The following is a 12,661-nucleotide window of genomic DNA, read 5'->3' as shown; positions in this document are numbered from 1 at the left end:
AAAGTCGTCCCAGGCATCGGCGCCGCCATGCATCCGCCATGTCCATGCGTCATGCAAGGCCGGTCACCGTCGGAACTCTGCCATGCGCGCGCTCGCCCTCGCCATCCTCATCGCCCTTGCCGCCGCCCTGCCGGCGCAGGCCCTCACGGTCACCGCGCGGGTCTCGGGTGGCAATATCGCCGTGCATGACGGGCCGGGCTTCCGCTATGCCATTGTCGGCCGCCTGACCGACGGCATGGAAATCCCCATCGATGCCTGCACGCAGAACGATTCCGACTCGCCCTATGGCAGCTGGATCGGCGATGCCGGCTACAGCCTGCGCGGCGCCGGCGCCACCCAATGGTGCCGCATTCCGGGCCAGGGCTGGGTGGATCGCAGCTACATTGTCGGCCGCGGCCTGGTCAATGTCACCCCGCCCGATTTCGCCGGTCCGGGCTGGTAGCCGGATTCACACTTCCGCGCGCTCGATGCTAACAGTGTGCTAACCAATTCGCCCCTGATGCGAATTCACAAAGGCAGCACCCGGGAATACTTCACCTGCCCCAGCGAGAAGCTGCTTTCGATGCTGGCCAGGCCCTCCACCTGCGTCAGCCGCTCGCGCAGGAACTGCTCATAGGCCCCCAGATCGGCGCAGACCACCCGCAGCAGAAAGTCGAACTGCCCGGTCATCAGATAGCATTCCATCACCTCCGGCCAGCCGCCGATCGCCGCCCCGAACGCATCCAGCTCATGGCTGCGTTGCCGCTCTAACCGTATGGAAATAAACACGGAAACCGGCAGCCCCACCGCTTTCTGCTCCACCACGGCGCTATAGCCGGCAATGATCCCCGCCCGCTCCATCTGCCGTATCCGGCGCAGGCAGGGCGAGGCCGAAAGCCCCACCCTTTCAGCAATCGCCTGGATGGTCATGCGTCCGTCTTCCTGCAGCGCCCGCAGGATTCTCCGGTCGAGCGCCGTCAGCGCGAATGTGGTGGTTTCCGCCATTTTCCTGCTCCAATCTGGGCAAATCCTGCGCAAACCTGCGCTACCAAGGTCAAAATAGACAAGAACCGCCGCATCACAAGGCGCAAAATCAGGGCATTATGACCGGGGGGAAAGCATGGATCGGATCGCTAGCATCGAAGCGCTGACCAGGAAAGCCCTGTGGCTCTCGAACTGGATGATCCACCACGCCAATCACCTCCGCCCCAATGTCGACGGCGTCAAGGTCGGTGGCCACCAGGCCAGTTCGGCCTCCATGGCAGCCATCATGGCCGCGCTCTATTTCGGCGTGCTGAAGCCGGAGGACCGGGTCGCGGTCAAGCCGCATGCCGCCCCTGTCTTTCATGCCATCCAATATCTGTTCGGCAAGCAGAGCCTTGAAAAAATTCAGCAATTTCGCGCCTTCGGCGGTGCCCAATCCTATCCCAGCCGCACCAAGGACACCGATGATGTCGACATCTCCACCGGCTCTGTCGGCCTCGGCGTCGCCTTCACCGCTTTTGCTTCATTGATCCAGGATTATGTGCGGGCAAAACCCTGGGCTGACACGTCGCGCCCCGAAGGCCGCATGGTCGCCCTTGTCGGCGATGCCGAGCTCGACGAGGGCAATGTCTATGAATGCCTGCTCGAAGGCTGGAAGCATGGCTTGCGCAACACCTGGTGGATCATCGACTATAACCGGCAGAGCCTCGACGGCGTCGTCCGAGAAGGCCTTTACGATCGCATCGAAGCCATCTTCCGCGCCTTCGACTGGAATGTGGTCACCCTCAAATACGGCGCCCTGCAACGCGCTGCCTTCGCCGAGCCGGGCGGCGACAAGCTCAAGGCCTGGATCGATGCCGCCCCCAACGCCATCTACTCCGCCCTGATGTTCCGCGGCGGCGCAGCCTGGCGCGAGCGCCTCAATGACGAGATCGGCGACCAGGGCGAAGTCTCCGCCCTGCTCGCCCGCCGCAGCGATGCCGAACTGGCCGAGCTGATGGCCAATCTCGGCGGCCACTGCACGCAAAGCCTGCTCGAACAGTTCGAAACCGCCGGCAGCGACAAGCCCACCGTCTTCATCGCCTATACCGTCAAGGGCTGGGCTACGCCGCTGGCCGGCCACAAGGACAATCACGCCGGCCAGATGACGTCGGCGCAGATCGAGCAGCTGCGCCAGTCCATGCAGGTCCGCGAGGGCCACGAATGGGACAAGCTCGAGGGCCTGGCCGACCCCGCAGCCATCGAGCGCTTCCTCGCCGATGTGCCGTTTAATACCAGCGAATCCCGCCGCCACACCGCGCCGGCAGTGGCCACTATCGGGCCCCAGTTTGTCGGCACCGGCCTCACCTCGACCCAGACCGCCTTCGGCAAGATTCTCGACGCCATCGCCAAGACCGACAGCGACCTCGCCCGCCGCATCATCACCACCTCGCCCGATGTCACCGTCTCGACCAATCTCGGCACCTGGGTCAATCGGCGCAATCTCTACGCAAACCGTGAAATGGTCGATGTCTTCCAGAAGGAAGCCATTCCCAGCGCCCAGAAATGGCGCTTCACGCCCGAGGGCCAGCATCTCGAACTGGGCATCGCCGAGATGAACCTGTTCCTCGCCCTAGGTGCCGCCGGGCTCAGCCATTCGCTGTTCGGCGAGCGCCTGCTGCCCATCGGCACGCTCTACGACCCCTTCATCGCGCGCGGCGCCGATGCGCTGAATTATGCCTGCTACCAGGACGCCCGTTTCCTGCTGGCGGCCACGCCGTCCGGCGTGTCACTGGCCGGCGAAGGCGGCGCGCATCAGTCCATCGCCAGCCCGCTGATCGGCATGGCGCAGGATGGCCTGGCCAGCTTCGAGCCGGCCTTTGCCGACGAATTGTCTGTCATCATGGATTGGGCCTTCGACTACATGCAGCGCTCCGGCGATGCGCGCCCCGATCTTGCCGATTGGCCGCGCGACGTCACCGGCGGCTCGGTCTATCTCCGCCTCTCTACCCGCAGCATCGAGCAACCGCCCCGCAAGGTGGACAAGGCCCTCACAGACGGCATCATCCGCGGCGCCTATTGGCTCAAGCCACCGACGCCCGAATGCGAGGTGGTCATCGCCTATCAGGGCATCCTCGCCAGCGAAGCCATCGCCGCCGCCGGAGCCATCGGCGGCGACCGGCGCAATGTCGCCGTGCTGGCCGTCACCTCGGCCGACCGTCTCAATGCCGGCTGGCATGCCGCCCAACGCGCGCGCCTCCATGGCGACCACGCCGCAAGCAGCCATATCGAAACCTTGCTCGCCGACACTCCCTGGCGCGCCGGCCTCGTCACCGCCATCGATGCCCATCCGGCGACGCTCGGCTGGCTCGGCAGCGTCCTCGGCCATCGCACCATCACGCTGGGGGTGGAGCATTTCGGCCAGACCGGAACAGTCAATGACCTATACGCGCATTTCGGCATCGACGCCGCCGCCATCGAGGCTGCAGCCCGGAGCGTGATCGGCGGGCGCGGCTAAATCCAGCCCGCCAGTTCCCGCCGCACCACGGCCTCGATCATGTCCATGCCGCCGGGACTGTCGTTCAAACACGGAATATAGGCGAATTTCTCGCCACCAGCTTCCATGAAGCCGTCCCGGCCCTGCATGGCGATTTCTTCCAGCGTCTCGATACAGTCCGCCGAAAAGGCCGGCGCCAGGATGGCCACCTTTTTCACGCCCTTGCCCGGCAAGGCCGCCAGCGTCACGTCGGTATAGGGCTCCAGCCATTTGGTCGGCCCGAACCGGCTCTGGAAGGTCACCATGAGCCGGTCCCTGTCCCAGCCCAGATAGTCCTGCACCAGGCGCGTCGTCTCGTAGCACTGGTGATAATAGGGGTCGCCGCGCTCCAGGTATTCCACCGGCATGCCGTGATAGCTGGTGATGACCAGCTCCGGTTCGAAATCCAGCGCCGCCACCCCGTCGCGGATCGAATTGCCAAGCGCCGCGACATATTCGGGAGCGTCGAAATAGGCCGGTGCCGTACGCACCGCCGGCTGCCAGCGCATTTTGCCCAGCGCCTCGAACGCCTTGTCATTGGCCGTCGCCGTCGTCGTCGCCGAATATTGCGGATAAAGCGGCACCAGCAGAATTTTCTGGCATCCAGCCGCCTGCAGTTTCTCCAGCACGCTGCGGGTCGATGGATTGCCATAGCGCATGGCGAAATCCACCACGATATCGTCATGCCCGGCCAGCCGCGCGGCCAAGGCCACGGCCTGGTCGCGGGTGATCACCCGCAATGGGCTCTCGTCCTTTTCCTTGTCCCATATCTGCGCATAGGCATGGCCGCTCTTCTGCGGACGGACGCTCAGGATCGCCAGGTTGAGGATCGGCCACCATAACCATTTTGGCGTCTCGATAACGCGCGGATCGCTGAGGAATTCCTTGAGATAGCGCCGCACGTTCCAATAGTCCGTCCCATCGGGCGTACCCAGATTGAGCAGCACGACGCCGATCCTGGATGGGTTGATATGCGGATGATCGGACGGCAGGGATTGAGACATGAAGTGCCAGTTTGGAAGGGTTCTAGGCTGGCGCGCACCATAACGGCTCTCCCGTCATCCGCAAGGCGGCGATGGGTCGCGCTATCCTCTTGCCTTGCCGATTTCACAAGCTGGCAATCACCAGCAGCACGCCGAATGTCAGCACCGCCACTGCCCCCAGCAGCTCCAGCCACCACACCACGGCCGCCGTCCCCGGATTGTCCACACCACCGACGCGGCGCGCCAATCCCTTGGCCGTCACCGCGATCGTTGCCAGCACGGCCACCGTGATCGCCGTCCCTGCCCCCATCAGGAACACTGCCGCAATGCCCGCCGGCAGCAACCCCTGCGACAAGGCGAAGACCAGCACCACCAGCGCCCCCGAACAAGGCCGCAGCCCCACGGCCAGCACCACGCTCAATTGCTCGCGCAGGCTGCCGCCCGCCGCCTGTGGCGTCACTACATGCAGGTGGTCACCATGGTCATGCTCATGGTGATGGTGCTCGTCATCCCCATGCAGATGCTCATGTGCCTTGTGCGCCATGTTCTCGTGATGATGCTCGCCCCAGCCGAACACCTTGCGCGCCACCAGCCACAGGCCCAGCAGCGCCACCAGCCCATAGGACACGATGCCGATCCAGTTGGCCGCGTCACCCATGGCGATACTGGTCATGCCCAGCACACCGGCCGCGATCAGCACGAACACCACCGCCACCAGTGATTGCAGCAGCGCCGACACCACGCTGAGCAGCACCCCGCGCCGCAGCTGCGTCTCGTTGGCCAGCACATAGGACGATATCACCACCTTGCCATGCCCCGGCCCGGCTGCGTGGAATATGCCATAGAGAAAGCTCAGCCCACCCAGCACCCAGAAGGCCGTCCAGTCGGTGCGCAGTGCATCGAGCGAGGCGGTCATCGCGCCATAAAAGCTCCGCTGCTGCTCCTGCAGCCAGCCGAAAAACCCGGTGCGCGGCAGGTTCAGCCCCGGCTCGGGCGGCGGCCCGCCAAACGGCATGCTCGGCCTGGCCTCGGCCACCTGGTTGACCGCCTCCACTGCGCTTGCCGGCGCCACCGCCGGCATGCCACCGCAGGTCACCACGATCATGCCCTGCGTACCACGCATCGCCGCCGCCAGGTCGGGCGGCAGTTCCAGCACTTCAGGCCCCAGCGCATAAAGCCGCTGCTCCACTTCAGGGTCCATCGGCCGGGGCGGTTCGAGTACCGCGCCGCAGCCGGCGGGCGCATTTTCCAGCGTCACATCGCTCACATCGGCGAAGCCGATGGCGACGTAGTATTCGGGATCGTAGACCGCCAGCTCGAACGGCCCGGCCAGGGGCATCGGCGTCACCGCATCGGCCGAATAGGTCAGGGTCACCCGCCCGTCCTCATAGACCATGCGCTGGTCGCCAGCCGGGGTGAACGCCATCAGCGCATCGCCCTCGCCGGCATAGGTGTAAAAGCCATAGTCGGCCAGCCCGACCATGTTCTCGTCGGCTAGGTCCTGCATTTCCTCCGGGCTGGTTTCCCGGTCGCCATTGGTGTCCAGCCCCTGCACCATCCAGGCCGAAAATGCGCTGTCGAAGGTCCAGGCATGCCTGAGGCCCGCCACGGCGCCATTGCCGTCGAATACCACGGTCACCTTTGCATCGATCAGGATATGCGGATGCGCCAACGCCGGCGTGGCAAGCATCAGCAGAACAGCGGCAGCGCCGGTCACACGACGCCAGATGGAACCGAAATTCAATTCTTGCCCCTAGTGAATGGGGTGGCTCTGGAACCACTCGACCAGGTGGTCGATCAGCGCCCGCACCTTGCCCGCCAGATGCCGCCGATGCGGATAGACCGCCTGCAGCGTCTGCCCGGTCGGGAGGTAGTCCGCCAGCACCGGCACGAGTTCCCCGCTGGCCACGGCCGGATCAGCCAGATAGGACGGCAATACGACAAATCCGAGGCCCATTATCGCCGCCTTGCGTGCTGCCAGCGGCGAATTGACCCGCAATGGCCCGTTGACCGGCACCGAGATGGTCTTGCCCTCCTCGATGAAGCGCCAGTTCGATTGGCCCTGCAGGTTCACATCGACAATGCAGGGCAGGTGCCGCAGATCTTCGGGATGGCTGGGCGTGCCATGCTGCCTGAGCAGGTCCGGCGCCGCCCCCACCACCACATGCATGTCGGCGATCTTGCGGGCGATCAGCGAGGAATCCGCCAGCGTCGAAATGCGCAGGGCCACATCGATCCCCTCGTCGACCAGGTCGACATAACGATCCTCCAGCCGCAGATCGAGCGTCACCTTGGGATATTTGCGCAGATATTCGTAGATCGCCGGCGCCAGCGTCGACTCGCCGAAATTGCGCGGTGCCGAAACCCGCAGCAAGCCGCGCGGCTCCGCCGTCTGGTCGGTGATCGTCGCGTCGAGATCGTCCAGCTGCTGCAACAATGCGCTGGCTTCCCGATAATAGGCCTCGCCCGCCTCGGTCAGGCTGAGTTTCCGTGTGGTGCGGTTCATCAGCCGCACGCCCAGATAATCCTCGAGATCGGTCACGTATTTGCTGAGCAGCGCCTTGGAGCGCCCATGCTGGCGCGCGGCCGAAGAAAAGCCACCGGAATCAAAGACCTGAACGAAAGCGCGAATTCGGGCAAGATCCTGTGTCATGACGTTCCGTTCACGAGATCATCGTAATCGACGCATAACTCATCTGCGTTGAGTGAACAATAACCGGCCTTGGTCGTTCCACGATTAACGATAGGATGGGACGCCAATCGACGCGCCCGAGGAGTTCGGACTATTTTCCCGCCCATGTCCAGACCGTCATCCCGATCCATGCTCTACCGGCTCATCGAAGCCGGGCAGCTCGCGCACAAGGCCCTGCTGCTCCCCCTGGTGGAGCGCGGGCTGGAACCGGGGGACGATGCCATCCTGTTTGAACTCGGCCGCTCCAGCACCACCGAAGCCGAACTGGCCGCCGAACTCGGCCTCACCGACGTTGCCCTCGAAACCCGCCTGGCGCGCCTTCTCGACCGTGGCCTGGTCACGCGCCAGGCCGTCGGCCCCGAGCTTGCCGCCGGCGTCGCCCTGACCGAGCGCGGCGTGCGCATCCGCAACGGCCTTGCCGATCACTGGACCCAGCTCGAAGAAGCACTGATGGGCGAGCTCAAGCCCAAACAACGCAAGAAGCTGGCCGACCGCCTCAAGCGTTTCGTGGAATTGCTGCGTCTCTGATCGGAAACTGACGCATCCATTCAGCTTCGGTTCAGGCGCAATGGCGCTTTCTCTCGTTCAAAGGCATTCAGGTGCCGCAAACGAAGGAGATCAACAATGGTTCTCAGCAAGAAGATCATGGCAGGCGGCCTGGCGGCATTGGCGCTTCTGGCGACCACCGCGACGGCGTTTGCCGCTCCGGCCTATGCCACCGGCAATGTCAATGTACGTTCGGGCCCAGGCACGGGATATTCCCGCGTCGACACTTTGCGCCGTGGCGAACAGGTCGACGTGCAGCAGTGCCGCGGCAGTTGGTGCTACGTGGAAAAGCGCGGCCCCGATGGCTGGGTTTCCGCCAATTACCTGAGCCGCAGCGGCGGCGGTTGGGACGATGACGACGATTGGGATCGCCCGCCCCACTGGAATCCGCGTCCGCCACGCCCGCCGCACTGGAATCCCTATCCCCCGCGGCCGCCACACTGGAATCCGCCCCGTCCGCAGCCCTGGCCCGGTCACGGCGGCAACAATAGCGGCAGCGTCTGCTTCAACGGCCCCAACGGCTACTTCTGCATCGGCAACTAGTCATTCCAACGCCGCCCTCCGGGGCGGCGTTTTGCCTATTCCTGTCCCGGCAGCGTCGCGTCCGCCACCACGCGTACCCGCTTGATGCGCTCGCGCGCCATCACCACCAGCCCCGCCGCCACGATGATCCCGGCGCCGGCCAGCGAGATCGGATCGATCCAGTGGCCGAAGACGAAGGCGCTAAGCAGGATAGCCCAGGGCAGCGAAAAATAGTTGAACGGCTGCACCACGCTGGCCGGCGCCATCGAAAGTGCGAACACCATCACCCCGTGGCCGGCGCAGGTCGTCCCCATGATGACCACTACCAGCAGGAAGTCGCTCCAGCCCATCGGCTGCCAGAAGAACACGCCGACCACCCCGGACAGCACCAGCCCGATCGTGGCCGTATAGACCATGCTGGTCGCCGCGCTGTCATGCTGGCTGACCTTGCGGGTGATGACGATATAGATCGAATAGAGCGTCGCCGAGGCCAGCGCGAACCCAACGCCCCAATCGAGCGGCAGCCCACCCGGCCGCACGATCACCAGCGCCCCGGCAAACCCCACGCCGACCGCGACGAAGCGGAACACGCCCACCTTCTCGCCTAGGATTGGAATGGCGAACAGCGTCACCAGCAGCGGATAGACCACGGTGATCGCCTGCAACTCGCCCAGCGGCACCGTGCGCAAAGCCAGCGCGAAAAACCAGATATCGGCCATCAGCAGCACGCCGCGCAGCACCTGCAGCAGCGGCACTTTCGAATTCAGCGCCTGGCGCAGCGGCGCCTGCCGCATCACCAGCAGCAGCGAGAAGGCGGCGAAGCCCCAATAGCGCATCATGGTGATCTGGAAGGGCGAATAGGTCTGCACCAGCACCTTGGAAACCGCATCCTGTACGCCGAATACCCCGATGGTAATGAGCGTCAGCATGATCGCCCGCCCGATATTGTCGGTGCGGATATCGGCGGCAGGGGACGACATGGCGGGTACAATCAAAGGGACATGAAGAACGCCCCGGCTTTTGGATGCCGGAGCGTTCGAAGCGCTATCGCAAAGCTCAGGCCTTGGCCATAGAGGACTTGATGAGCCCGGCAATGGCGGTAAGAATACCGCCGCCGACCAGACCGGTCGCGCCCTGGCCCGCCAGTGCGCCCCAATCAAGTCCGCCAGCCACCGCCGTCGCGTCGGCGGCCACTGCGGCCTTGCCCACCAGGGCGTCAAGCCCGGGGATCATCCCTGCAAGCCACGTCCCAGCAAAGCCGCCGATCGCGCCGACAATAGTATTACCGGCCGTACCGAGGTTGAGCGACTTGGCGATTTGCCCGATGACATTGCCGCCGACACCGCCGCCGACAAGCTGGACCAGAATAGGCACGATGACTTCCATTTGCTTCCCCCTCATGGAATGCCCCGCGGGGCCACCTGCCGCGCGGTGACATAGAGAGCCTACGCCCGAACCCGAGCCAACAAAAGGACAAGACTGCTGTCCGAACCTGTCAGCAGACCCCAGTAAATCAGCCATTCTCGACGATATTGAACCGGGGGCCCAAAGCGGCCTATGGTCCGCCCACAAGGTCTTGTATGCCCATCATGTCGAATCGCCCCACCCCATCACCGGCTTCCCCCGTCGCCCTTGTCACCGGCGCCGGCGACCGCATTGGCGCCGCCATAGCCCTCGCTCTGGCCGATGCCGGCCTTGCCGTGGTCATCCACTACCGCTCCGATGCTGAAGGCGCGCGCCAGGTGCGTGACCGCATCAATGCCACCGGCGGCCGCGCCGCCATCCTCAAGGCCGATCTCACCAGGCGCCCCCAGCGCGCCGCCTTGGTCGAAAAGGCCGCCGGCCATTTCGGTCCGCTGACAGTGCTGGTCAACAACGCCTCGGTCTTCGATCCCGATAGCGCCGGCGATGTCGACGAAGCGCTGTGGGACCGGCATTTCGCCATCCATGCCGAAGCGCCGATCTTCCTCGCCCGCGATTTTGCCGCGCAGCTCCCCGAGGGCGCCGAAGGCAATATCGTCAACATTGTCGACGAGCGCGTGCTGCACCCCTCGCCCGCCTATTTCAGCTACACCCTGTCCAAGTCGGTGCTGTGGACGGCCACCCGCACGCTGGCCCAGTCGCTGGCGCCCGCCATCCGCGTAAACGCCATCGGACCGGGCCCCGTGCTGCCCCATTCGCGGCAGGACGAGGCGACCTTCCGCGCCAATGTCGCTGCCCTGCCCTTGCGCGTCCATGCTGGCCCCGAAGCCATTGCCGATGGCGTCCTCATGCTGCTCCGCACCCCATCCATGACCGGCCAGATGCTGGCGCTCGATGGCGGCCAGCACCTCGAATATCCGGCGCGCCGTGCGCCCACGCCCCGATCATGACCGACGATACCGCCCCGCCGCCGCCCAGCGGCCACGAGGTCATCCGCGCCTTCGTCCGCACCCTGCCCGCAGCGCCGGGCGTCTACCGCATGCTCGATGCGGAGGGGGCCGTCATGTATGTGGGCAAGGCCCGCAACCTCAAGGCGCGCGTCACCAACTATACCCGCCCCGACGGCCTCGAAGTCCGCCTGCAGCGCATGATCGCCGCCACGGTCAGCATGGAATTCGTGCGCACCGAGACCGAGTCCGAAGCACTGCTGCTCGAAGCCAACATGATCAAGCGGCTCAAGCCCCGCTTCAACGTGCTGCTGCGCGACGACAAGAGCTTCCCCTATATCCTCATCGCCACCGATCACGAGGCGCCCGAGCTGACCAAGCATCGCGGCACCCGCCGCCGGCAGGGCCACTATTTCGGCCCCTTCGCCTCTGCCACCGCTGTCGGCCGTACCATAGCGAGCCTGCAGAAGGCCTTCCTGCTGCGCAATTGCTCGGACTCTTTCTACGCTGCCCGCACCCGCCCCTGCCTGCAATTCCAGATCAAGCGCTGCGCCGCCCCCTGCACCCGCGAAATTTCGCTGGAGGGCTATGGTGAGCTGGTGGAAGACGCCCGCCAGTTCCTGTCCGGAAAGTCCAGCGCCGTACGCGACCACCTGCAGCGTGACATGAACCAGGCCGCCGAACAGCTCGATTTCGAGCGCGCCGCCCTGCTGCGCGACCGCCTCTCCGCCCTCGCCCTCATCCAGTCGCAGGGCGACGCCACCGCCAAATCGGTGGAGGAAGCCGACGTCTTCGCCATCCACCACGAAGGCGGCCAGTTCTGCGTGCAGGTCTTCTTCTTCCGCGCCTTCCAGAACTGGGGCAACTACCCCTATCGCCCCCGCGCCGACGCCAATCTCTCCGATGCCGAGGTGCTCGAAGCCTTCATCGGCCAGTTCTACGAAAACCGCACCCCGGCCCGCCTGGTCCTCATCAGCCACGAACTCAGCGAGCACGCGCTGATGGAGGAGGCCCTCTCCACCCGCGCCGGCCGCCGCGTCTATATCGAGCAGCCCAAACGCGGCGAAAAGCGCGACCTGGTCAATCATGCGCTCAACAATGCCCGCGAGGCCCTTGGCCGCCAGCTCGCCGAAGGCGCCAGCAATCGCCAACTGCTCGAAGGCGTCGCCGAAACCTTCGGTCTCGAAAGCGTGCCCCGCCGCATCGAAGCCTATGACAATTCGCATATATCAGGCACCAACATGGTGGGCGCCATGGTCGTGGCCGGCGAGGAAGGCTTCTCCAAGAAGCACTACCGCACCTTCAACATCAAATCCGACATCGTGGCTGGCGACGATTTCGGCATGATGCGCGAGGTGCTGACACGTCGGTTCACCCGCCTCGCCAGCGAGAGCGAAAACGACGCCGAAGACGAAAATACCGGCTTGCCCGACTGGCCCGATGTCGTCTTCATCGATGGCGGCGCCGGCCAGATGAGCGCCGTCCGCGGCGTCATCGCCGAACTGAACCTGCCCAGGGAAGTGACCTTCATCGGCATCGCCAAGGGCGAGGAGCGCGACGCCGGTCGCGAGAAATTCTTCATGGAGGGCCGCGAAGCCTTCATGCTGCCCCATCGCGATCCGGTGCTCTATTACGTCCAGCGCCTGCGCGACGAGGCCCACCGCTTCGCCATCGGCACCCACCGCGCCAAGCGCAAGAAGGACCAGATCAAGAACCCGCTCGATGAAATCGACGGCATCGGTCCGACCCGCAAGCGCGCCCTGCTCAACCATTTCGGCTCCGCCAAGGCCGTCGGCCGCGCCAGCCTGACCGACCTGCAATCCGTCCCGACGATCTCAAGCGCCATGGCCCAACTGATCTACGACCACTTCAACCGGGTGGAGTAGGCCCTCCGCGTCCCCCACCCACCAGCCGTCACCCTCGGGCTTGACCCGAGGGCTCTGCACTTGCGGAATGCCGAGCAAGTAAAGTGTCCTCGGGTCAAGCAACTGTGGATTGTTTGACGATAGCATTGAGGATGGTGATGAACTTTCTCATTGCAGCGTTGATGGCGAGTTTGAAGGGTTTTCCG

Annotated in this window: 12 protein-coding genes; 6 read left to right on the top strand and 6 right to left on the bottom strand. The window is 64.7% G+C overall.

Annotation, left to right across the window (positions count from 1 at the left end):
- Window positions 1-82 precede the first annotated feature (82 nt).
- The gene (locus ASD80_RS05675) at window positions 83-442 is read left to right on the top strand and encodes a hypothetical protein (protein ID WP_056230198.1); all 360 of its coding nucleotides are present in this window, start codon (window positions 83-85) and stop codon (window positions 440-442) included.
- A 65-nt stretch (window positions 443-507) separates the two neighbouring features.
- Here ASD80_RS05675 and ASD80_RS05670 read toward each other — a convergent pair whose 3' ends face one another.
- Window positions 508-984: an Lrp/AsnC family transcriptional regulator gene (locus ASD80_RS05670; RefSeq protein WP_056230195.1), complete on the bottom strand. Its 477-nt coding sequence runs from the start codon at window positions 982-984 to the stop codon at window positions 508-510.
- Between the two features lie 115 nt (window positions 985-1,099).
- On the opposite strand from ASD80_RS05670, the gene ASD80_RS05665 reads away from it, so the two are divergent.
- Window positions 1,100-3,460 carry a transketolase gene (locus tag ASD80_RS05665; protein WP_056230192.1) on the top strand — a complete coding sequence of 787 codons (2,361 nt, stop codon included), beginning with the start codon at window positions 1,100-1,102 and terminating at the stop codon, window positions 3,458-3,460.
- Here ASD80_RS05665 and hemH read toward each other — a convergent pair.
- The 3 genes from hemH to ASD80_RS05650 all read right to left on the bottom strand — a co-directional run bounded on the left by hemH (window position 3,457) and on the right by ASD80_RS05650 (window position 7,114).
- Window positions 3,457-4,482 (bottom strand): ferrochelatase, encoded by a 1,026-nt coding sequence (hemH, locus tag ASD80_RS05660; protein ID WP_056230188.1) that lies wholly within the window; start codon window positions 4,480-4,482, stop codon window positions 3,457-3,459. The two genes, ASD80_RS05665 and hemH, sit on opposite strands and share 4 nt — an antisense overlap.
- A 103-nt stretch (window positions 4,483-4,585) precedes the next feature.
- Window positions 4,586-6,205, bottom strand: coding sequence for a DUF1007 family protein (locus ASD80_RS05655; RefSeq protein ID WP_056230187.1), 1,620 nt, complete (start codon window positions 6,203-6,205; stop codon window positions 4,586-4,588).
- A 9-nt stretch (window positions 6,206-6,214) separates the two neighbouring features.
- Entirely contained in the window at window positions 6,215-7,114 is a 900-nt protein-coding gene (locus ASD80_RS05650) for a LysR family transcriptional regulator (protein ID WP_056230184.1), read from the bottom strand.
- 144 nt (window positions 7,115-7,258) lie between these two features.
- Here ASD80_RS05650 and ASD80_RS05645 point away from each other — a divergent pair, with 144 nt between their 5' ends.
- Both ASD80_RS05645 and ASD80_RS05640 read left to right on the top strand, forming a co-directional pair.
- The gene (locus tag ASD80_RS05645) at window positions 7,259-7,681 is read left to right on the top strand and encodes a MarR family transcriptional regulator (RefSeq protein ID WP_156460342.1); all 423 of its coding nucleotides are present in this window, start codon (window positions 7,259-7,261) and stop codon (window positions 7,679-7,681) included.
- Window positions 7,682-7,777: 96 nt separating this feature from the next.
- Window positions 7,778-8,242 carry an SH3 domain-containing protein gene (locus ASD80_RS05640; RefSeq protein ID WP_244488945.1) on the top strand — a complete coding sequence of 155 codons (465 nt, stop codon included), beginning with the start codon at window positions 7,778-7,780 and terminating at the stop codon, window positions 8,240-8,242.
- 35 nt (window positions 8,243-8,277) lie between these two features.
- Here the strand turns inward: ASD80_RS05640 and ASD80_RS05635 are convergent, their stop codons facing one another.
- Together ASD80_RS05635 and ASD80_RS05630 are read right to left on the bottom strand one after the other, a co-directional pair.
- Window positions 8,278-9,201 carry a DMT family transporter gene (locus ASD80_RS05635; RefSeq protein WP_056230179.1) on the bottom strand — a complete coding sequence of 308 codons (924 nt, stop codon included), beginning with the start codon at window positions 9,199-9,201 and terminating at the stop codon, window positions 8,278-8,280.
- A 76-nt stretch (window positions 9,202-9,277) separates the two neighbouring features.
- Window positions 9,278-9,607 carry a hypothetical protein gene (locus ASD80_RS05630; RefSeq protein ID WP_056230176.1) on the bottom strand — a complete coding sequence of 110 codons (330 nt, stop codon included), beginning with the start codon at window positions 9,605-9,607 and terminating at the stop codon, window positions 9,278-9,280.
- Window positions 9,608-9,801: 194 nt separating this feature from the next.
- On the opposite strand from ASD80_RS05630, the gene ASD80_RS05625 reads away from it, so the two are divergent.
- Together ASD80_RS05625 and uvrC are read left to right on the top strand one after the other, a co-directional pair.
- Window positions 9,802-10,593: an SDR family oxidoreductase gene (locus ASD80_RS05625; protein ID WP_056230172.1), complete on the top strand. Its 792-nt coding sequence runs from the start codon at window positions 9,802-9,804 to the stop codon at window positions 10,591-10,593.
- Entirely contained in the window at window positions 10,590-12,476 is a 1,887-nt protein-coding gene (gene uvrC, locus ASD80_RS05620) for an excinuclease ABC subunit UvrC (RefSeq protein WP_056230167.1), read from the top strand. Before ASD80_RS05625 ends, uvrC begins: the two co-directional genes overlap by 4 nt.
- Window positions 12,477-12,661 lie beyond the last annotated feature (185 nt).

Origin of the sequence: Devosia sp. Root635, assembly GCF_001427605.1 — a bacterium.
Classification (GTDB): Bacteria; Pseudomonadota; Alphaproteobacteria; order Rhizobiales; family Devosiaceae; genus Devosia.
Note: the sequence above shows the minus strand (reverse complement) of the source record. Positions and strands in the feature narration are given on the sequence as shown.